Annotated in this window: 14 protein-coding genes and 1 pseudogene; 7 read left to right on the top strand and 8 right to left on the bottom strand. The window is 60.6% G+C overall.

Annotation, left to right across the window (positions count from 1 at the left end; genetic code table 11):
• The first annotated feature begins 308 nt into the window (after window positions 1-308).
• Window positions 309-500 carry a hypothetical protein gene (locus NKI79_RS12860; RefSeq protein WP_352801959.1) on the top strand — a complete coding sequence of 64 codons (192 nt, stop codon included), beginning with the start codon at window positions 309-311 and terminating at the stop codon, window positions 498-500.
• A 581-nt stretch (window positions 501-1,081) separates the two neighbouring features.
• On the opposite strand, the gene NKI79_RS12865 is transcribed toward NKI79_RS12860, so the two are convergent.
• Entirely contained in the window at window positions 1,082-1,792 is a 711-nt protein-coding gene (locus NKI79_RS12865) for a recombinase family protein (protein WP_352801961.1), read from the bottom strand.
• A 395-nt stretch (window positions 1,793-2,187) separates the two neighbouring features.
• On the opposite strand from NKI79_RS12865, the gene NKI79_RS12875 reads away from it, so the two are divergent.
• From NKI79_RS12875 to NKI79_RS12895, 5 genes are all read left to right on the top strand, one after another.
• Window positions 2,188-2,394, top strand: a complete 207-nt coding sequence (locus NKI79_RS12875; protein WP_352801963.1) for a hypothetical protein — start codon at window positions 2,188-2,190, stop codon at window positions 2,392-2,394.
• A 387-nt stretch (window positions 2,395-2,781) separates the two neighbouring features.
• Window positions 2,782-3,057, top strand: a complete 276-nt coding sequence (locus NKI79_RS12880; protein ID WP_352802102.1) for a DUF982 domain-containing protein — start codon at window positions 2,782-2,784, stop codon at window positions 3,055-3,057.
• Window positions 3,058-3,949: 892 nt separating this feature from the next.
• Complete coding sequence (locus tag NKI79_RS12885) at window positions 3,950-4,549, top strand: OsmC family protein (RefSeq protein ID WP_352801965.1); 600 nt, start codon at window positions 3,950-3,952, stop codon at window positions 4,547-4,549.
• Between the two features lie 86 nt (window positions 4,550-4,635).
• A complete protein-coding gene (locus tag NKI79_RS12890; RefSeq protein ID WP_352801967.1) occupies window positions 4,636-5,877 on the top strand; it encodes an NAD(P)-binding domain-containing protein in 1,242 nt (413 codons plus the stop codon).
• 379 nt (window positions 5,878-6,256) lie between these two features.
• Window positions 6,257-7,087 carry an alpha/beta fold hydrolase gene (locus NKI79_RS12895; RefSeq protein WP_352801969.1) on the top strand — a complete coding sequence of 277 codons (831 nt, stop codon included), beginning with the start codon at window positions 6,257-6,259 and terminating at the stop codon, window positions 7,085-7,087.
• A gap of 76 nt (window positions 7,088-7,163) precedes the next feature.
• On the opposite strand, the gene NKI79_RS12900 is transcribed toward NKI79_RS12895, so the two are convergent.
• The 3 genes from NKI79_RS12900 to NKI79_RS12910 all read right to left on the bottom strand — a co-directional run bounded on the left by NKI79_RS12900 (window position 7,164) and on the right by NKI79_RS12910 (window position 14,909).
• Complete coding sequence (locus tag NKI79_RS12900) at window positions 7,164-11,870, bottom strand: alpha/beta fold hydrolase (RefSeq protein ID WP_352801971.1); 4,707 nt, start codon at window positions 11,868-11,870, stop codon at window positions 7,164-7,166.
• Between the two features lie 204 nt (window positions 11,871-12,074).
• Window positions 12,075-13,568 (bottom strand): cysteine synthase A, encoded by a 1,494-nt coding sequence (gene cysK / locus NKI79_RS12905; RefSeq protein WP_352801973.1) that lies wholly within the window; start codon window positions 13,566-13,568, stop codon window positions 12,075-12,077.
• Between the two features lie 120 nt (window positions 13,569-13,688).
• Window positions 13,689-14,909 (bottom strand): MFS transporter, encoded by a 1,221-nt coding sequence (locus NKI79_RS12910; protein ID WP_352801975.1) that lies wholly within the window; start codon window positions 14,907-14,909, stop codon window positions 13,689-13,691.
• A 458-nt stretch (window positions 14,910-15,367) separates the two neighbouring features.
• Between NKI79_RS12910 and NKI79_RS12915 the strand changes: the two genes are divergently transcribed.
• Window positions 15,368-17,917: a caspase family protein gene (locus NKI79_RS12915; RefSeq protein WP_352801977.1), complete on the top strand. Its 2,550-nt coding sequence runs from the start codon at window positions 15,368-15,370 to the stop codon at window positions 17,915-17,917.
• Between the two features lie 532 nt (window positions 17,918-18,449).
• Here NKI79_RS12915 and NKI79_RS12920 read toward each other — a convergent pair.
• The 4 genes and pseudogenes from NKI79_RS12920 to NKI79_RS33225 all read right to left on the bottom strand — a co-directional run bounded on the left by NKI79_RS12920 (window position 18,450) and on the right by NKI79_RS33225 (window position 21,197).
• Window positions 18,450-19,119: pseudogene (locus NKI79_RS12920) on the bottom strand (protein-L-isoaspartate(D-aspartate) O-methyltransferase).
• A 220-nt stretch (window positions 19,120-19,339) separates the two neighbouring features.
• Window positions 19,340-19,651 carry a PilZ domain-containing protein gene (locus tag NKI79_RS12925; RefSeq protein WP_352479185.1) on the bottom strand — a complete coding sequence of 104 codons (312 nt, stop codon included), beginning with the start codon at window positions 19,649-19,651 and terminating at the stop codon, window positions 19,340-19,342.
• A 110-nt stretch (window positions 19,652-19,761) separates the two neighbouring features.
• On the bottom strand, window positions 19,762-19,911 hold the full coding sequence (locus NKI79_RS12930) for a hypothetical protein (protein WP_352479186.1): 150 nt from the start codon (window positions 19,909-19,911) through the stop codon (window positions 19,762-19,764).
• A gap of 962 nt (window positions 19,912-20,873) precedes the next feature.
• The gene (locus tag NKI79_RS33225) at window positions 20,874-21,197 is read right to left on the bottom strand and encodes a hypothetical protein (RefSeq protein WP_502901880.1); all 324 of its coding nucleotides are present in this window, start codon (window positions 21,195-21,197) and stop codon (window positions 20,874-20,876) included.
• Between the last annotated feature and the right edge of the window lie 310 nt (window positions 21,198-21,507).

A 21,507-nucleotide genomic window follows, 5' to 3' on the forward strand; every position in this document is an offset into this window, starting at 1 on the left:
GCCGGCGCGGATCCTTGCTCTGTCATAGCAGCATCGAATAACTTACTGTCTACGATCGTGATCCCATTCGATCCTCCCCAACCTCAATCCGCTGGCTGGGGTCGGCGGGCTTTTGCGTTGGTGTCCGGTGAAGCGGCTCGCGGTTCGGCTGTGCGGCAGTGGGAAGGCCTGCCTTTTCCGCGAACCAAACCGGAGGTAATCGTTTCATACTTAAGCGATCTCGGCCGCATGTTTCCAGCATCCCGGCAGGGGACGAGGTCGATAACTTTCTCATCCTGCCGCCAATAGGAGCTCGGTCCGAAGAGGTGTTGCGCGAGTTCGAAGCATTCTTAAAGGGCTGTTTTCCGGAACACGATTTTCTTGCAAATGGCTGCGCCATGCCGTTCGGCGACGACTACCAAGTTGTGCCGATCCGCTGCGTTCACGGCGACGAACCGGGTACGCTGCGCGTGCTCCAGTGCCCCGACCAGTCGGTGATGATGGGCATCGCTGCCGCCTAGAAAAGTTTCAGGCCTGGCGAGCCGCCGGCGTTTAGCTAGCCGCCCGGGACAAGTTGCCCATGACCGCCAAGCCGACCTCTTCCCCGCAGCGACTGCTCCGGTGCGCTGATATTTCCAAGGTAGTTCGACTTGAAACCTGTCGGGCGCATTTAATCCGCGCAATGCTGGCATGGGGCCCCGGGCCTCCCTCGTCGCCGACGTACACTAAATCTGTACATCAACCTAAATTAGGGACCTCGAACTAGCGTCGCCTTCGGCCTGATCAAACGCGAGCTCCACCTTACTTCCGGAACAAATCCAGAATGCTAATTTAGCCAAAAGATCCCTCATGGGTGAAGTTCCGGGAACAAAACGTGAATATCAACCTCTATCGGGCAATGTTCAACTAAAATAATAAAATTATTACCGAAACGAGTGTACACTATCTTTTGAGAAGAAGTAGTCGTTTATAAACTTGAGGAATTGGTGGGAACTTGTTTAATCGCAATCCAGTATTGTTGCTGCCCAGCGAACTTAAGCAAGGAGACTGTTATGGCTAAAATCAAACGTTCACCAGCATGTTGGCAGGCAATGCAATGATTTCATGCGACGCGCCCGGTCGTCCACACATAGCCGTATGTGGAGGGCACTCCTTCCTTGTTCAGACGAACCGATATGCCGGCCATGCTCTGCCCTTCAACAACAAACATGTTGAAGATGCGCCTCACAAGCTCGATTTCGTTTGGCGGGCCGGGCACAAGGAGAACGCGGTCGCCAGCGAGCCCTTTCTGTTCTCCAGGGCCGAGAAGGCATCTGGGCTCGCCATCTTTATCCAGCAACAGTCGCCTGACGCCGTAGGGCACAGGTCCGCCCTGGCTGAATCCGAGACGAGCCTGCTGCAGGTGCGCTCTGGAGACCTTTGCAGATAGCTCGCGGCTGTATTCGCTTGCCATCACCCGTTTCATATTCTTGAGGATCGCAGAGACCATGCTGCCGTCGTTCTCGAATTGTTCGCCGCAATATTCCACCGCGACGCCTGCATCACGACAGAGAAACTCGTAATGAGCGGACTGGTCCGTATCTGGAAAGCGGCCCCAGCGGCTGACGTCAAGGACGAGGATTGCCGAGAAAGTCTTTTGGCCGGTCACGACATCGGCCAGTAACTGCTTCAGTCCGTCGCGACCTCTTATGCTCAAGCCGCTTTTCCCAGCGTCTTTGTAGGTTTGGACGATAGTGTATCCGCGCCGCTCCGCGTACTCTGTAATGGCCATCGCCTGGTTCTCCAGCGAATAGCGTTGAAGTTCAGTGGACATGCGAAGGTAGGTGGTTACGCCTCCGCGCCGAGCGCTCTCTTGTCGGCAACGGACCAGTTGAGCCGTTTACCCGATGACGTCCTTGGCGACATCGGCATCTCACGTGACGAAATCATGTGCGATTTGCGAAGCCGCGCCATCCGTCATGCGGAGGCAGGCGCGGCCGGCACGACGATCGAGCGCACCAGGATCGCTTCGGCCTCGATCCCGAAACGGTTGGCCGCCGGCAGTGGCTACGCCTCGGCCGAGATCCCCTTTGGCTGGTCCACGAGCGCGCGATCGAGCCTTAGATCGAGGCTTCGACAAGCAGCGGCGCGCGGATGGGACCTTCGAACGGCACTACACCTGCGACCCCAAGGACTGGATGTTGACCGACGGGAGCTGGGGATCTCAAAATGATCATGTCAGTTGTTAAGTCCCTCGCGCCTGTGACGCTCGGCACCGTGCTGATCGCAATCAGTCCGGCTTCATTGTCGGCTTCTGACGCTCAGGGCCTCGCGTTCGCTCACGCTGACATGCCAATCAAACAGCTGAAAGACGTCTATTTGGATTGCGGGGAGGCCGCCGGTGCGCGGGGGCGCTCCGCATCTGCTGGTTACTGACGATGAGCTGGTCTACCTTATAGTCGGTGCGGCCCCGGCCTTCCGACTGTCAGTCGCGTTCGACCACCACGAATAGCCTCGCTTGGGAGCGTGTTGGCGTTCATGTTAAACCCATCGCCACGGCTAAACCCACGACAAGCGAAATGGCCAGGGCGACAAATACTGGAAGATGATGCATAACGGCTTCGTACCGACCGCCAAGACAACGGTCGACGAACGTTTGGAAACAGTCCCATCACGGTCCCACACATGGCTAACAAAAGGTTAACCATCTCATCGCTAGCGGGCTAGTGGAGAGGAAACTCGCTAGCCGCCCCTAAGGCCCCTCACGTCTCGTCACTGGTTCAGCCCTCCGGCTGCCCCCGTCAAAACCGAGCGTCCCGGATCATCCGCAACGTCGACAACGCCAAGACAGCCGGCGAGGAGCTGGTGAAGTGGACGAAGCGTGGCCCTGGGTGGGACCTCGCGGTGCGCGTTTGCATGGCCGTGATATTCGACGAGATGGAAACTGAGGAGGCCCGCAAGGCATTCCTGGCTGCTGCAAAAGAGGAGGGGACGTTACTCCCCCAATGGCAACTAGCCAGGAAAGCGGTTGAAATTTGGGAGGGACGATGCGGTCGCGCTCTCCCACGGTGGGTACGTCCTCGGCTATGTAAGTGGTGACCTCGATGAGAGCGCAGCTTGCCTCGATCGCGCGCTCGCTCTCAACCCGAACTTGGCAGCTGCCTTGGGCCCCAACAGCTGGGTGAAGGTTTGCTTGGGCGAGCCAGACAGAGCCGTCGAACACGCCGCGCGTGCGATGCGGCTGAGCCCATTTGATCCGCGCCTGTTCGCTTGGCAGTTCAACACTGGGCTCGCTCATTTCTGTGCTGGCCGCTACGGCGATGCCGTCGCGTGGGCTGGAAGGTCGTTGCGGCACCAACCAAACTACGCGAGCGCGATGCGCGTAGTGGCGGCGGGCCATGCCTGGGCGGGGCGGCTCGCGGAAGCCAGGGAAATGATCGCCCGCTATGCGCGTTCGACCCGGCGCTGCGGCTTTCGAATCTTGTCGACGTATTGCCGCCGTTCCGGCGATGGACGATCGGAATAGGTATACCGAGGGCCTTCGTAGGGCGGGACTTCCAGAGTAACACGTATCAGTTTAAAGGGCGTCGTTGCGTCCACATTGATCGGGGCGATTTAAGGTGCCCGCATACGTGTGGATCTTCGCAATGTGGCAGGCACCTCAGCCTTGGTTGGTGCGAACGATGACTGCCCAGTCGGTTGAGGACGGGCGGGCCTCTATCCCAAATGAACGAGACATGGTCTGATCTCCTGCGGTTTCGGTTGGCACGCCTTCTCGGCGCTTGCGGGTGATCGCAGCTTTGCGGGGAAACAAGCGTTTGAAGGCCCGTCGTTTCGCTGGATTGCGGATCTGGCGCTGTTCACGAGGCTAGTGCAAAAAACCTCTCGATTTCCCACTGCCGTTCCCACTGCACATCAAACGCTGACGGCCGAGGTTTAGCCGTCCGGGGCGATCCCGGTCGCGCAACATCCGAACTCAGGAGTGAATGACATGCAGGACGACACAATGGTCATGGAAAAGGCTTCCATGAAGAAGGCGCCGCGGGAGCCGAGGAACGGCGTTGACACGCCCACCCTTCTGGCCACCATAAACGCCGTCGCGGGCCAGCCGGAGCTTGCCAAGTTCCAGTTCCGTGCCAAAAGCCGGTGGATTGCGGGCACCCACAGCAGCAGCACGATGACCAACTTCTTCGGAGCCGGCGCCGAGCAGTCCCACGCGATGGCCTACCAGGCTGATAGCGACCATCCAGCGGTCCTGTGCGGCGCCGACAACGGCCCGACGCCGGTCGAATATCTTCTCCACGCGCTTGCTTCATGCCTTACAGCCGGTATTGCGAACATTGCGGCCGTGCGTGGGGTGACGCTTCATCAGGTGGAAGCGACAGTGAAAGGCGACATCGACCTTCGCGGCATCCTCGGCATCTCGAATGAAGTCCGCAACGGCTATCAGGGCATCCGTGTCTCCTTCAAAATCAAGGGCGATGCTCCTGCCGAGAAGCTCGAGGAGATCGTAATGCAGTCGCGTGCCCGTTCCGCGGTGTTCGACGTACTGACCAACGGCGTGCCGATCTCGGTTGCCGTGAAAGGCTGATCTCTGATCGAAGCAACATCGCCGGCTTCGTCCAGGAAAGGATGGCGCCGGCGATCTGGTGCCCCGCTATATAAGGTGCAGATTCCATGCAGCGCACAGACGTGGCCGTCATCGGCGCCGGACAGGCGGGTCTCGCCATGAGCCATTGTCTGAGCGAAAGCGGCATCGACCATGTCGTGCTGGAGCGCGGCCGGATCGCTGAGCGCTGGCGCAGTGAAAGGTGGGATTCCCTTCGCCTGCTCACGCCCAACTGGATGACGCGCCTGCCCGGCGGCAGCTATCGCGGTGCCGACCCCGATGGCTTCATGACAACGGCCGAGACCGTCGCATTCCTGGAGAATTACGCGCGCTCGACAACTTCACCGATAGAGGACGGTGTGGAGGTGCTCTCGACCAAAAGGATCGACAGAGGCTTCCGGCTGCTGACCAATCGCGGCCAATGGAGCGTGCGTGCGATCGTGGTCGCGACCGGATACAGCGACAGGCCACGCATTCCGTCAATAGCGAGGCAGATCTCCCCCCGTATCAGGCAGATCGTGCCGCGGGGCTATCGCAATCCTCAGCAACTGCCTCAGGGTGGCGTTCTCGTGGCCGGGGCCTCGGCGACCGGCATACAACTTGCGGAAGAGATCAATCGCTCCGGGCGCCCGGTGACCCTGTCGGTCGGCAGTCATACACCCCTACCGAGGCTTTACCGCGGGCACGACATCATGTGGTGGCTCGACCGGCTGGGAATGCTCGCCAAGCCCGTCGCTGAAGTTCCGGATCTTGATGCAGCAAGACGGCAGCCCTCGTTACAGCTGATAGGCACACCCGAACGCAGGACGCTCGACCTTGCCGGTCTCGAGGGGCAAGGCGTTCGTCTTGTCGGTCGAGCGGCTGCCGCTGGCGATACACGCATTCGGTTCGACGGCGATCTCGCTGACACGACCACGGCGGCGGAACGCAGGCTGAGGCGGGTGCTGGCCAAGATCGACCGCGCGGCCGTCGGCGAGGGCCGCTGCCCAATCGATCCGCTTCCCATTCCGAACCTGATTCTGAACGCCGAGCCGACCGAAATCGATCTCATCGACCAGGGTATCGAGACCGTCGTATGGGCCACCGGCTATCGCCGGGAATACCCATGGCTGAAGCTGGATGTTTTCGACGCCCAGGGGGAAATTCTGAACGATGGCGGCGTCTGTCCGTACCCGGGACTTTACGTGCTCGGCCTCAATTTCATGCGTCATCGAAGCTCCAGCTTCCTTGACGGTGTCGGCCGCGATGCCGAGGCGCTGACGGCGCACCTGGCAATGTTTCTCGCTGCTCCGCACCGAGCCGCGGCCTGACCGCCCAATACAACGCTGGCGCGGCAAAAATCCACGCTGCCTTCAACGATGAGGCACACGGCGGACCCCGACAAAGGTCCCCACTGGCGCCGCAGTCAGCGGCCCGCAACCAATGGAGAAAACAATGAGTGCAATGGTAAATCCATCCGGGTCCCTCACCACAACGCGAGGTTTGCGCGGGGCCGGCGGAACAATGTTGGCCGCAGTCTGGCGTTTCATTCGCATCCACGGGGATCGTCGGCAGCTTTACGAGGTTGCCAGACTACATCTTGCGCGACGTCGGCGTCACCCGCTTAGAAATCAACTCGATCACCTCGTTTGGCAGGCGTGATACCAGCCGTCGGATGCGTCCTTCGAAGGAGGAGGAGGGCGGGGCTCGGTGACCGCCGCATCGACGTTCAATGTCTTGCATGAGGCGTGCAACGCACCGCTTGTAATCGCCCTGCACTGTTCGGGCGGCAGCGGACGACAATGGCGCGCATTGTTGGAGCGGCTCGACGACACGTTCCGGTTCAGCGCACCCGATCTGATCGGCGCGCCGGGCGGCGGAACCTGGACTGGTTCCGCCGCTTTCCGTTTGGCTGACGAAGCCGCTGCCATCATAGAAATGATCGATCGCCATGAGGGACTTGTGCATCTTGTTGGCCATTCCTATGGCGGTGGATTGGCGCTGCATATAGCTGCGAAGCGTCCACATCGAATAGCCAGCCTCTCGCTTTATGAGCCCTCTGCCTTTCACCTGCTGCGCGAGCTGGAATCGGAGGGGCACGAGGCATTGGGTGAGATCTTGGGGATCACAGGCGCCGTTCAAGACGGCCTGATCAACGGCCGTTACCAGACCGCGACAGCTCGTTTTATCGACTATTGGGGTGGGGACGGCGCATTCGCTGCGATGAAGCCGGAACTGCAGGTGGCGCTTGTGCGGTTTCTGCCGAAGGCCAGCCTGGACTTCCAGGCATTGATCCATGAATCGACGCCAGCAAGCGAATATGCCCGGTTTGGCTTTCCGGTCCTGGTATTGCGTGGCGAATTTGCGCCAGTTCCAACGCAGCTCATCGCCCGGGAACTCGTTTCCCGTGTTCCGACTGCGATCGGGGCGATTGTTCCTGGCGCCGGACATATGGGGCCGCTGACCCACGCAAATCTGGTGGCGGATCGTTTGGTCCGTGGGATATTGTTGCACGACACCGCACGATCGCGAGCCGCGTGACCGCGACTTGCTTGCCCTAAGGGCAGCGCAAACCTTCGAAGCAGATCCTTGGGTGCGGGGGATCACACCGTAGCGGTTATGCGATCGCGCGCGATTTTTCCGGCCGGGACCTCTGTGTCGGAAAAATCCTCCGCATCTGCATTTCTGAGTAGAGCCTGCCCGCTTCCGCGAGAGCGGCATCCGCGCTAGCGATTTTACCGCGACGCTTCGCGAGGCCGAGAGCCAACAAGGAGCGGGCAAGCTCCGGCCGCAATTCAACCCGCCTGGCAAGATTGCAGGCCTGTTCGAGCCAGCTCATGGCTGATCTGGGAGGTTTCAGCTCGGCAATACCGCGCAGTACGATGATCTCGCTCCACGGATCGCCACGTCCCCGTGCAAGCTCGAGCGCATGGCCCAGATTGGCCGCAGCTTCCGGCTCACACAGGCGCGCACGCACGCATGCGAGCACCGCGCGCGCGTGACATTCGAACTGGGCAAGATCGAGCCGCTCAGCCTCGGTCACCGCCATTTCCAAGGTGGCGCCCGCGTCGTAGTTGCGGCCGAGCAGGAATTCCGCGTGCCCAAGCATCGTCAACAGCCATGGCCGCAGAAGGATTGATGCGCTGGTCGCAGCTTCGGAGGACCACAACTGCAACGCCTCGACAAGCTCCGGCTCGGGCCCGCGCAGGACACCCACCACACCGGTGAAATAGGCGGCAGCGCAGCTGTCGATCGGGCGCGCCACTTCGGCGGCGACCTTCTGGAGTTCGGCAAGCGAACGCTCCGCATCGTCGAAACGGCCAAGGCGCGCTTCGGCCTGCGCGCGATGTCCCAGGTACCAAACCGCTCGCGCACCGAGCTGTCCGAAACGCTCCAGACGCCAAGCTTTGGTGAACCTCTCCTCATGCGGAACAAGCCGCTCGAGCACCTGCCGCGCCTCGCTGCGGATCAGAAGCGCCTGTGAGGCGGCCAGATCCGACTCGCTTATGCAGCGCTGCACGCCATTTGCCGTGGCGCCGCGCTTGAGTGTGTCGGCCGGTTCCAGCGCCTCCTCGTAGCGGCCATGGGAGCTGTTGAGATAGCTCAAATGGAGCAGCACCTCGGAGATGAGTTGCGGATCGCCCAGTTCCATGGCCAGTTCGCGCGCTTCCAACAGCTGCGGCAGCGCCTTCCGATAGGCACCCAGGGCGCCGTAGGCAGGCCGCATCCGCACCCGCAGGGCTATTGCTTGGGCGAGAGTTTTCGGATTTCGGGGCAACGCGGCGACCGCCTTGCGGGCGCGTTCTAGGAACTGGACGGCGGCGGAATAGGCCGAGCGTTCCTCAGCCCGACCCGCCGCTTGCAGCAGATAGTCCGCGGCAGGTTCCCACGCCTCGGCACGAAGCGCGTGCTCCGCCATTTCCTCGACGTGATGGTTCAGCGATCCGGCATAGAGCGTGTCCATCGCAAGCAGTGCACCCCGATGCAGCCTTTTTCGGTCCTCCGCCAGCAGGGATTCGTAGGCCACCTTGAGCGTCAAGGCGTGCTTGAACGTATATTCCACGTTAGGATAGCTCTGGACCTCGAACAGGAATTCCAGACTCTGCAGTTTGGCCAGGCATGATTCCAGTTCGGCATCCGGCAGCGGCGAGAGCGCGCTCAGCAGCGGATATGGAACATTCTTACCGATAACCGAAGCGACTTGGAGTACCTGCCTTTCCGAGTCACCCAGCTGCTGGATACGTGCGGCGATGAGCGACTGAACCGTCGAGGGGATGGTGATGGAGTCCACCGGCGTCTTGAGCTCGTAGCGGCCCGAATGGCCGACAAGTGCACCGTCCGCAACCAGTCGGCGCACCATTTCTTCCAGAAAGAGCGGTGTGCCCTCGGCCCGCTCGGCAAGTGTTTTCCGCAGTTCACCCAGGCTGGGATCGGATCCCAGTAATTCGGTGAGGAACTGGTCCATTTCGTCCCGCGCGAACCGCTCCAGCCTCATCTGCTGAAAATAGCCGCGGCGGTTCCATTCATGCCGGTACTGCGGCCTATAGGTGGCGAGAAGCATGATGCGGTTGGCGCCCATCACTTCGACCAGCCTGTTGACCACGGCCTCGCTCTCAGCATCGATCCAGTGCAGATCCTCTATAAGCATGGCGACGGGCGAGGCTCGGCTCAAAGCAACCAGAAAAGCGCTCATCGCCTCGGATACCCGTGAGGTCCGCTCCCGCGCATCGAGATGCCGCCACGCAGAATCGTTGACCGGCAGGTCCGCGAGGAATGAAAGCGGCGCCGCATGACGTGGATCCAGGTCCAGTTCCGCCTGCTTAAGGGCAAACAGGCGCTGGGCGTCCGCCAAGCCGTCCTCGCCGCGAATGCCACAAGCCGAGAGCAACAGCTTCTTTACAGTGCCCAGAGCGACCGATGAATCAAACTCCAAACCGCCGCATTCAAGGACAGTAAAACCAGCAACCTCGTCGAGGGAGAGAAATTCGTGGGCAAGTCTCGACTTGCCCATGCCGGGATCGGCGACGATCCCAATGATCTGGCCGTGGCCCTCCCTGACCCGGCGCCAAGTTGCAAGAAGCATTTTGAGCTCAAGCTCGCGCGCCACCAATCCGGTAAGGCCGCGGTTGGCCCTCAGGTGCCAGCGCGACAGAGCGTGGTTCTCGCCCAACAATTCGTAAATACGTTCGTCACGGCCAAGTTGCGGATGCTCCGAATGCGCTAAGCGGTGCATCTGCACATAGCCTCCGGCGGCTGCGCGCGCCCGGGCCGTTGCGGCGATCGTCGCACGGTGCAAGGCACGCATCAGCCGGTTGGCTGCACGCGGCGCGGCGCCGGCCAGTTCAACCTTGCTGCCTTCGCTCGTCCATTGTTGCCGCACGATGACCTCGCCGGTGTCTATTCCGGCCCTCAACCGGGTGCCGCCGTGGGAGAGCTCCTCCACGGCTAGCTTAGCCGCAAGCGCGGCGCGGCACGCAAGATACGCGTGATCCTCTGTGGCGCGAGCAAGGCCGAATGCTGCCGTGATTGTCCCGTCAGCAGACGATGTGATGGTACCGCCATGGCTCTCCACGACCTGTATCAAGCGATCCTCGAGGGGCTGGAATTCGCGGATCGCCACCTCCGGATCTTCTGTTTCGAGGAGATGCATGGGACTGACCACTTCCGCGGCAAGCACAGTTATGTACTGCCGAGAGCGGTTGATTCCCAAGGACGCCGGAGGACCCGCGAGTTGCTGCGTCTGTTCGGGGTCCGCAAGAAAACGACGCGTTTCATCCACAAAGGTTGCGAACGCCGGTTCGTGACCAAGCAGCACGTGATTGGCGCTATCGAGCGCCACGAAACGCGCGCCGGGGATTTTCCCAGCCATTGCCTGACCATGATCGAACGGAATGACGGCATCCTCAATGGCATGCATCACCAGGGTCGGAACGCGAACTCGGGGCAACAGGTCGTCCACATCGATGACGGCGCCTTCCTCGAAGATTCGATGGGCAATCTCCGGCGAGACGGTACTGCGTTGCAGCTCATTGTACCAATTCTTCTGTTCCGGCGTTGCTTCCGGAATGAAGAGGGAGGTGAACATCTGGCGGAATACCGGGTCGTCTTGGCCCCAGCCCTCCTGTATCAGCGCTCCCATGGCTTCGCGACGCGCTATTTCGCGCTGATTGCCTCGTTTGCGCCAGCCCTTGGTAAATCCGCCATACAGCACCATTCCCGCCACGCGCTCAGGATGCCTTACGGCATAGGCGATCGAGACGGCACACCCTTGGGAAATGCCAAGCAGGGATACGCGGCGCAGACCAGCGGCATCGATGATGCTCTCCAAGTCGGCGACCATGGCATCAAAGGAAAGGTCGGCGGGATACCGGTCTGATAGGCCGTTGCCGCGCTGGTCGTAGCGTATCAGCTGGTAGTGCGCGGAGAGGCCCTCGATCCAATGCTTCCACACCGGACTGTCCCATTCGAGCTCGAGATGGGACATCCAGTGGGCGGCCCTCACCAAAGGGGGACCTTGACCACTCAATGCGTAGGCCAGGCGCGCGCCGTCGGGTGTCGTGCACCGGCGGATCTCCTGCGCAAGCACCACTTCCGGCGGAGAAGCAAGCTGCATCTCCGGCGTAGGCAGAACCTGCGTCGAAGTGACGGTCTCACCCGCGGGAGCGATCTGAGTGTCCGTTCTCGTGGCGCTGCTTTGGACCATGGCGGACTGCCGTGCAGCCTCGCTTAGACGGCGGATGTCGGCTCGAAGTGCGCCGTCCTCGGGCTCCAGCGCCTGCAGGTCATGCGCGTACGGAAGCGCCCGAGCAGGGTCATCATCCGCCAGCCGGTCGACGAGCACGCGAAGGATGCGCAGACGCGTCACGTGTAGTTCGTCGGCAGTCGCAATGCGCCAGGCCTCGAATTCCGGACAGCGCGGCAATGAAAGGTCATCCAGGAAACGTCCGCGAAACGCTCGGGCGAGGGCCTCCAGTTGCTCCCGTTCAAGGGCCTCTATGTCGCGAGCGCCGAGGCCCCGGAGAGGCGCGATGTCCAGCGTCATTTGGCTGGTGTTCAGGCGAACTGCGTTGCGGTCGGCTTGCAGGATCTCGCCCTGCCCGAGGTCGACGACCTGCCGTATCTTGGAGAGACTCCAGCGAAGAGCGCCGCGAGGGTCGTCCGGTACCTCCCAGAACATTTCGCAAAGGCGCTCGCGCCGCTGCGGGCGCTCGACAAGCGCAAGATAGGCCAGCAGCGCCCGCGTCTTTTTCGAACGCGGCAAGGAAACGACCTCGCCATGGCGAAGGACGGTCAGATCTCCGAGGAGGCGAATTTCGAGCGACACTTTGCCGATCCCAGTGCGCCTGCTAAATTAGCGGTAGATTGTATCAAGTTCGTGCCGCTGCCGAAACCGTTCGTTTCAGAAACGCGAGCGATCTGACTTGCTCCTCGCTTCGGGGAGGTCGGCACGGAAAAGTCTACATGAAGCCGAGCCGTAAGCGGATGGCGTCCGTGTTGGCTCGTTCTGGGTTGGTAGCGACGATGCGTCTCACGCCGCCGCCCGCATCCATCGGGGCAGCAGGCTGTCGGGATTTGCACATGCGCCGGGTGTGTAGTTTGCGCCAATAGACTCCAGCCGGGCGCCGAGCGTGCCGTCTCGCCATGCTGCAAGTGTATCCAGGCAGCCACCGAGATGCTCGCCGCCGACAAAGACCTGCGGAATTGTAGGCGAGCCAATCCGGGCTCTCAGGGCCTTTCGGATTTCTCCGTCCAGGCCGATCTTCTGGAATTCCGGGGTATCGATGTCGATGGACTTGTAGGCGATTCCGGCACGATCGAAGAGCTTTCTTACCGTCCAGCAGAATTCGCACCATGTCAGAGCGAACATGACTACCGGGTGCTCCAAATCATTGATCGCCTCATCAATAAACTCATGCGCCGACGGATCGATTTGGATGTCGTTCGCGGGCGCCGATGACAGCGCGAAGGATGGCGGCCGGTCGAAGCGGTAGCCGGGTGTAGAGTGAGAGATCGCCTCCTCGGCCTCCGACATTTCGTCGCTGATATGATCGAACAGGATCGTGCTGAGATACCGCTCGCCTGTGTCAGGCAACATGCAGAGCACGCTCTGGTCCGGGCCGGCGCGCCGAGCGATTTCCAGTGCCCCGCTCAAGGTTGCTCCGCCGGAGATGCCCGCCAATATTCCTTCTTCCTTCGCAAGCCGGCGTGCGACTTCTAGGGCGCTGGCACCTGAAACGGGCAGGATCTCGTCCACAAGGTTGTCGGCCATGGCATTGCCTACAATTTGCGGAATGAAATCTGGGCTCCACCCCTGCATCGGGTGTGGCCGGAAGCGGGTGTGCGCTCGTGTCGGCAGTCCGTGGTCGTCAAAGCTTTGGGGAATGCCGCTCGACAGCAGTGCCGAATTATCGGGCTCGCACACGATGATTCGCGTTTGCGGCCGCTCGCGCCTGAGCACTCGCGCCACACCGGCAAGAGTTCCGCCGGTCCCTGTGCCGGTGACCCAGTAATCGAGTGGACGGTCCTGGAAAGCCGCGAGAATTTCGAGCGCTGTCGTGCGGGCATGAATATCGGCGTTGACGGGCGTCTCGAATTGCCGGCAGAGGAACCAGCCGTGCGTTTCGGCCAGCTCGATCGCCTTGGCCAGCATGCCGCTGCCACGCTCGACGGCAGGTGTCAACACGACCTTGGCACCGAAGAAACGCATGAGCTTGCGGCGTTCGAGGCTGGCGTTTTCCGGCATGACGATAACAAGAGGATAGCGTTTCGTGGCGCAAACCATGGCGAGCCCAATGCCTGTGTTGCCACTCGTCGCCTCGATCACGGTCTGGCCAGGTCGAAGTAATCCAGAACGCTCCGCTTGTTGGATGACGGCGGCGGCAAAACGGTCCTTGACCGATCCGCCAGGATTGAACGCTTCGATCTTGGCATAGAGCGAGGCGGCGCCGTTGTTTATGCGCGAAAGGCGCACGACCGGCGTGTCACCGATCGTGTCGAGAATGCTGTCGTGGATTGGGCTCATCTCAGTTGGTCCTTGTTTAGCGACGGCGGCATTCCGTCCCTTTGATCTCTGAAATTGGCAGGAAAGCCGAGGTTTGCAGCGTTTGACCCAACGTGGAATTCAGCGATTCCAACGCTTGAATCAGTGGCCCACTGCAGGATCTGGAAGTCCGCCGCCGCATGGGGCCAGCGCTCTCGCACCGAACGACGCCAATACAGCCAGCACGGCCAGATTGGCTGCGCCCGCGGCAGATGCAATTAGGAAAGCGGGCCTATAGCTGCCGAAGTGGTCATAGACGAAGCCGCCGAAATAACCGGCCATGCCCATGCCTACCCAGGCGATCAGCATGACAGTGCCGAGTGACTGGCCAAAGCGTTCGGCTGGCACAAACTGGCGTACGCAGAGGATCAGGCAGGTCATGTTTCCAGCAAAACCAAAACCGAAGACTGCCGACAGCACCATGAGGCTCAGCTGCTGGTCTAGCGCGGGAAAAATCGCAACGCATGCGGTCTGAATGAAAGATGCCAGTGCATAGGCAGCAAGGTTGCCTGCCCGGTCGGCGAGGAGCCCGAATGCGATCCGCCCGGCGGCGCCGAACAGCATCGCGATCAACAGGCTGAGCGATCCGACATCCGAAGATCCGCACACGGCCGTGACGAAGCTCGTGAGGTGCATCAGCGGGACCCCCATGCAGGCGCAGCAGAGAAAGGCTGCCGCAGACAGGAGCGCCACGGGAGAAATCCGGCCACCTTGGAAAGCTGGCTCTGTTGAAAAACGCACGGGGACGGGAAGAACGTCGCCGAGGGGCGGCCTTTGAACCGCAGGCAGAAGGATCGCCAGCGCAGCCATTGTCGCCGCCGCCATCACCGCATATGCGAAGCGCCAGCCGACGCCATCAATCAAGGCATTCGCGGCGTACGGCAGTATGCCTTGACCTAGGGCTCCTCCTGCTGTGACGGTCCCCACCGCGAGGCCCCGGCGGCGGTCGAACCAGAGCCCGGTTACCGCAAGTACCGGCGCATAAAGACAGGCAAAGCCGAGCCCGCCCAGCGCGAAATTGGCGGCATAGATCTGCCAGAGCGAAGTAGCGAAGGACATCGCGGCAAGCGCTATCACCATACCTGCCGAGCCGATGAACAGCAGGTTTCTGGTATTCAGGCGATCGGACAACCGGCCCCAGAACAGCCCGCCCAAGGCCATGCCGACGCTTGACAGCGTGTAGGCAAGGCTAATATCGGCTCGCGACCAGCCAAACTCCGCCTCAAGCGGCCTGATAAAAACGGATGTCAGCGCTAGGCTACCAAATCCGAACGCCATGGCAGTCGTAGCACCGGCCGCAGCCAACAGGCCGCGCAGCCGCATTGTGTTACCCCGAACCTCGCTGTTTCCAGCCGGTGGTGATTGACGATTCGACATGTTTCTGCCCTCAGAACATCTTCGGAGCTGTCATCGTCCAGCGGTATGGAAGCAGGCGTGTGCATCAGCGTAGAAACTCCGGACCCGGCCGTGGAAACGGCCCACTTTGGACCTGCAATCTACCCGACAGGAGGGGCTGATACCGAGATCAGGCCTAATCGAGAATGGTAAATCCCCAGAACCAGACGAGGCGGGCAGTGATCGGATAGCCGGCGCCGTCTGACAGACGTTGCAGATGTGCGGTCTCTGATGTAATTTAGCACTTGATCAAGTGAGAAATATGCCCGCTGCCGCGACGGCTTTTCTCCCTTTTTTGTCCCGGCAGATTGCATGCTCTCTAACGGACCTGGCTACCCCATGCGGTGTTCTTGTGGTCGCGAGGTAACAGCGTTTATGGGGTTGCCATGCTCCGACTTTGCGCAATCGTCGCAGCCTTCCTCCTTGCGAGCTTCACGACTTTTGACGCTTGCGCCGACCGAAGGGTCGCTTTTGTCATCGGCAATTCGGACTACCGACAATTCCCCGCGCTCAAGAACCCGGTCAAGGATGCCGAGGACGTGTCGAAAACATTTCGACTGGCAGGATTCGAGGTCTTCGTCGCAAGCGATCTGACGAAGCTGCAATTCGAAGAACAGTTCCGCAACTATCTTGCCGCCGTTGACGGCGCCGACCTGGCGGTCGTCTACTATTCCGGCCACGGTTTTCAGATCGGCGGCGAAAACTTCCTGATCCCGGTCGATGCCTCCTTGAAGGAGGCGGCGGACATCGAGGTCCAGGCCATCAAGCTCAACGATGTGCTGGGACAATTGCGTTCGAAATCGAAGATCCAGGTGATCATCCTTGATGCCTGCCGCAACAATCCGTTTCCGCGCAAGAACTACTGGCTGAGAGACCAGCTCATTGCCACCGGTAACGCCGGGCTCGCCCAGGTCAGAAGCTCGCTGAACACACTGATTGCATTTGCCACCGAACCCGGGGCGGCGGCGTATGACGGGGCCGGCGAACTCAGCCCGTTTTCGGCGGCGTTTTCCCGTCGCGCGCTAGCGCCTAACCAGGAAATCCGCACCGTAATGGCGGCGGTACGCCGCGATGTGGTGGAAGCTACAAACGGCCTCCAAGTTCCCTGGGAGAACTCATCACTGATTGACGAAGTCGTGCTGATGCGCCGCAGCAGTCGCCCCGCACTGCCGCCGGTGCTGGAGAAGGTCGTGCTGTCGGGTGTTGGACCCGTCGGCTTGGGTCTGCCCGAACCGGTAGACGTCGACGGCGGCACGATCACCCTGAGCATTGAAAGACCGCCTGCCCTGGGGCGCCTGATGCTGGACGGCAACCCCGTCGAGGTGGGCGTGCCGATTCAGGGCAAGGACCTCCCGCGCTTGCAGATGGACGTTCCCAAGGGTGTCGCTGCGCAGGAAGAGGTGGATATGCTGGCCTATGCCACGCATGACAATTGGGGCGGTCAAACCCAGGGCATTCTGGTGTTTCGGGTCAAGAGCGGCGAAGGCCCACAGGGTAAACAGATCATGGCCTCGCTCGAGGCCGAGCAGAAGCAGAAGGTATTGCAGCGTGGCATTCATATCACCGGTGCGGCAGAAGCGATCGAAAACCGCGACATCGATGTTCCCATGGGCGTCGGTCCGGTCTCCCTGAAGCTTGATTTCCCGACCGAAGATCCCGCTGTCACGCTGAAAGTTTCGAAATATCCGACAACGGGAACGCTCTCGCTGCCCGATCGAACCCTGTCGCCCCAGTCGAGCCTGATGGCCGCAGAGGTCGATCGACTGCGCTACGAGCCACAGATCGGAGCCGAAGCCACGGTCGAGGTCGGCTTCGAGATTCGGGCGGACAGCAGCTCTTCAAAGCCAGCCACGATGAAACTCTCGCCGATAGTCGATCCGTGCGATACGGCTGCCGGCGAACCTCTGGACCTGCAAGGCGTCGTCCCCGGCCTGCTGCCGAACGAAATTGGCGCCAGCGCGGTAGAGCTTTGCGAGACCGCCGTGAAAGCTTATCCCGACGTTGCGCGCTTCCGCTATGAACTGGGGCGCGCGCTCCTTGCGGCAGGCAAGGTCGATGAGGGCAGGGCAGCCATCGAGCAAGCCGCCAAGAAGGGACACGTACGTGCCGTGTTCGAGCTAGGCTACATGTATGCGACCGGAACCGGAATGGCTGTCGACCGCGCACAGGCCAACGCGCTTTACGCCGCTGCGTCCGACAAGGGGGATCCCTACGGCATGACGTCGTGGGGTCGCGCCTTGTTCAATGGGTATGGCGTCAAGCCCGACACGGCCAAGGGGTTGGACCTGCTGCTCAAGGCAGCGGCGATGGGGCATACCTATGCAATGAACGATCTGGCCGCGATCTTCACCGAGGGCCGCAACGGCGTGACCGCTGACCAAGCCCGCGCCGTTGCGTTCCTGCAGGCCGGCGTCCAGCGGCAGGATATGTATTCTATGAACCTGCTCGGCCGCAATTACTTGTCTGGGCAGGGCGTTGAGAAGGATCCGAAGACGGCGCTGGCGCTGTTTCAGCAGGCAATCGATCTCGGCCAGCCCTATGCGCCCGGCAGCCTCGCACGCATGTATCGGGACGGTGTCGGTGTGGAACGGAGCCTCGCGGAAGCGCAGCGATTGTTCGAAATCGGGATCGCACGGGGTGACCCGTTCGCAGCTTACGATCGCGCGGCTCTCGAAATGCAAAAAGGCGACAAGGCCGATCAGGGTCATGTCGTGCGTTTCCTTGCGTTTGCGGCTGCGCTCGATGTGCGCAAGGAACTGCCGGACGCCCAAAGAGCGCTGGCAAAGTTCGGTCCGAAGCCAAAAACAGCGGCCTTGAAGCAGCTGCGCCAGGAACTGAAATCGAATTTTCCCCGGTCGGGTTCACTGGACACGCAACTGGTTAACGCGGCCAGACGGGCTTGGGAAGAAGCCAATCCGCGTCGGGACTTGTTTTGACTGAGGAGGAGGCAATGGCAGGCAGAGTATTGAAACAGGCAATACTTGGAACAGCGTTATCCGGCATCATGGTGGGCCTCATGGGTTGCACCTCCCTGGTCCCTAGGGTTGAACCGACGCCGCTGGTCGCCACGCCCGCGCCAAAGGTTCTTCGCAGAGTTCCCCCGCCAAAGGTCGTCCGCAGGGTTGCTCCGTCAAAGGTCGTCAAGCCTGCTCCCAGGAGGGCCGCCAAGAAAGTGATCATACCGGTTGAGGAGGAGCCTGTTCCTGCGCCTGTGTTCATTCCTCCTTCGGGCGGGAGCGGCGGGAGCGGTGGGAGCGGCGGGAGCGGCGGCGGGGGAGGCGGCTGGGGAGGATGATCAGCTCAAGTTGTGAGGGCCAAGAAGGATCGCAGAGCCCAGAAGACAAGCTGCCTTGTGTTTGGAAAATCTGCGACGGGTTGTTTTTCCCGTTCATCAAGGACGAAAGAAACGCGAAGGCTGGCATCTGATTGAGGGTCGGAAAAGCGCGGCGCGCCGGTTGTCGCACATCACTAGGCGGTCTCGAGCCGGCTGAACCGAACCGGAATGAGTTTCCGGGTCTCGAGCTGCCCTGCCGCATCCTTGTCGATGACAGTCAGAAACTGTGCTTCTTTAGATCCCAAAGGCAGTACCAGCCGTCCCCCCGGCTTGAGTTGCGTCAGAAAAGCCGGCGGTGTCTGCTCAGCCGCCGCCGTGACCAGGATTTTGTCGAGCGTGCTCGGGCCAGCCGCGAGACCCGTCTCCGACACGAATGCCGACATTGGATAAGCCGAGGTCATGCAGGAGAGCCTCCGCACGGCTTGCGAATTCCTCGATGATTTCTACGCTCCAAACTTGCCCGGCGAGTCCCGCGAGGATTGCGGTTTGGTAGCCCAGGCCGGTGCCGATCTCGAGCACCGCCTCGTGCTGTTGGGGAGCAAGAAGATCGATCATGAGGGCGACGATGAACGGTTGCGAGACGGTTTTATCGAAGCCGATCGGCAGCGGCATGTCCTGGTAGGCGTAAGGTGCAACCGAAGCTGGCACGAAGAGATGCCGCGGCAATCGCCGCATTGCTGCCATCACCCGTTCATCGAGCGCCGCCTTGCCGAGTTCTTCGCTTGCAAGGTCGGTATGGATTGCAATCATCTCGACCATGTGCCTGCGTAGGATGGCCAGGTGCTCTTCGTTCATAGGCTTCATGACGGTGGGACTTTCCTCAACCAGCTTGCTGCCAGAGAGCCTTATATCCTGTTCGTCACAGTAGCGCCCGCTATCGTTTCCAACACGGGTGTCCAGGGCAGGGGTGGGTGACCGTCTTAGTAGTTCACGTCCCTGTCCGGGTTATCCTCGGAGAGAATGGCCGGGCGACTTGTGCTGAAAATTCATGGCGAGTGTCAGAAAAGGTTCGTCTTGCCGTGGGTCAACCGTAGTGAAGTTTCGGTTTGGGCTCGGTGCCGGTGAATTTGACGCCGATGCGGTCGTTGCGACGCCAACGAACTTCCGATCTATAGGCAACTCCATCGACCGACACGTAGAGCAAGAAGCGATCGGGAACCCGAGCTTCGGGCGCGACCTTCAGCTCGGCGCCCCCCTCATGCTGATTGCGCAAGGTGCAGCTGATCTCGGAATTCTGGATCCCGGTGATGATCGTCCCGCCCTTTAGCACACGTGGGCGGCGCTCGCGCCGATGCTCGTCGGAACTCTGATCAAGTGGATTGGCGGTGTTTGCCATCGATAAAATGCCAGATCTGCCGAAATTCACCCTTAAGTATAAAACACCGAACACAGACGCACAGCAATGGGCGATCATGTTGCTCAGGTATGTGGCATTCTAGGACATGCTCAGGTAATATCTAGCAAAGGTTCCGCGTTGCCGACGTGTCGATCAGCACGGTTTCCAAGCTTCTGGTCGACGCCGGCCCCGTAGCCGTCGAACTCCACCTCCTGAATCCAAGCATCGCCGTGGGGCGGCTTCTCGATCAGGGTCGGCATCAAGGCTCAATGAACTCTAGCCGGCCGGTGCTGGCGTGCGGTGCCAGACGCATCGACCATTCCGGGGCGCCTTACAGCTTCTACACAGCGGAATTGCCGCCACGTACTTCATTCGCATGTATCATTACATTAGATCTAGCTCATATACTCACAGTCAAGCGAGCACTCCCAAAGGCTCGCTGGTCAGGCCCAGCGGTCTACCCTCACCGCAAGCCGCTGGGCCGCTAGAACGAGCGCAACGGATGGCGCCGACTTCATGACGAGGATTAAAATCGGGGTCAATTGAATGTGTACGTTTGCTGCAAATGTTCCGGGCCGGAGCCCTTGCTCGTTCGAGGGTTCGAATGCTGGAGATGCAGGCGTGGCCAAGAAGCCGTCTATTGCCGGTTTAGCCAAAGACTTGTCTAATGTTGCGCTCACATTCAATTGTCCGAATTGCTCGCATCCGGCGGTAAGGAAAGGCTCTGCACTAAGAACGATTGCGCACTTCAGATGCCACGGGTGCAACGCCAAGGTGCGGATCACTTATCAGCAGAAGCTAGCAATCTTCGAAAAGCACAGGCTATCGGCCGCCCGAGGCGCGCTGCGACAACTCAACTCTGCTTTGCGGTAAGCCTAGCGGCTTCGCCCAACGTCATGTGCGGCACGGCGCTGTCACCCCAATCTGATCCCAAAAGTCCAGCCGCGAGGCGTTGCGTAGACCCTCGTCGCCGCGCAGTGCTTACGCGGCCAATCAGTCCCGGCTTGATCCATTGAGTGGCTGGGCGCTTCGTGCACTTTGGCGACGGCCCGGCATGCTCATGCACCCGTTTCCATAGCTCGCGGATCATTCGGGGTCGAATTAAGAGGCGAATGCGGGGCTTGCCAAGCTCGCGCTCAATGCCGAGCAGTTGGCCGAGCGCGGCCGCCGGACTTGTGCCCGTCGGGGCCAAAGAGCGCGCATATCAAATGGAGTGAAATCCTTAAGCGAGGGCCTTCATACGGGGAGCATCAGGCGGAGCTGCGTTGGAGTTCGCGCTGATCGCCCCTGTTCTGATAATGGTCTTGATCGGCGTCTTCGCATTCGGCTGGGCCTTGAATGCCATGTCCAGTGTTCGGTATACGCTGGAAACGTCCGCGCGTGCGCTGCAGATGAAGAACTCGCTGAGGCAGGCCGAGATATAAGCCATAGCCACGGCAAAATTGCTGACTTTGGGATTGAAAGACGTAGACGTAACAATAGCAATCGACGCCCCCAGCGGCAGCTTTCGAATGGCACATCTCACGGCCAGGTATGCTTTCGTCATCGAGTTCCCATATTTCGACCGGTATCCGATGAATTACGCTACGACAGTCACAGTTCCCTTGGTTGGAACTTAAGGCTCATTCTGGTCGCACGCCGCCGGTAGTTCTCAATAAAAAAAACCTGCAGCGAAGCTCTTCCGTCGCGCGCTTTTCCTGGGCCGCAGGGCCGTTGCTCCCCCTGTTGTCGACGCGATGTAGTCGTGGATCATGATAACCCAGGGGCGCAAAGAGCAACGCCTCATGCTGGTGGGAGGATAAAAATGCGCCGCTTGTCATCGATGCGAAGCCTCAACCCATTTCAATTGATCCCGC

It is taken from the genome of Mesorhizobium sp. M0340 (assembly GCF_040321535.1).
GTDB lineage: Bacteria > Pseudomonadota > Alphaproteobacteria > Rhizobiales > Rhizobiaceae > Mesorhizobium.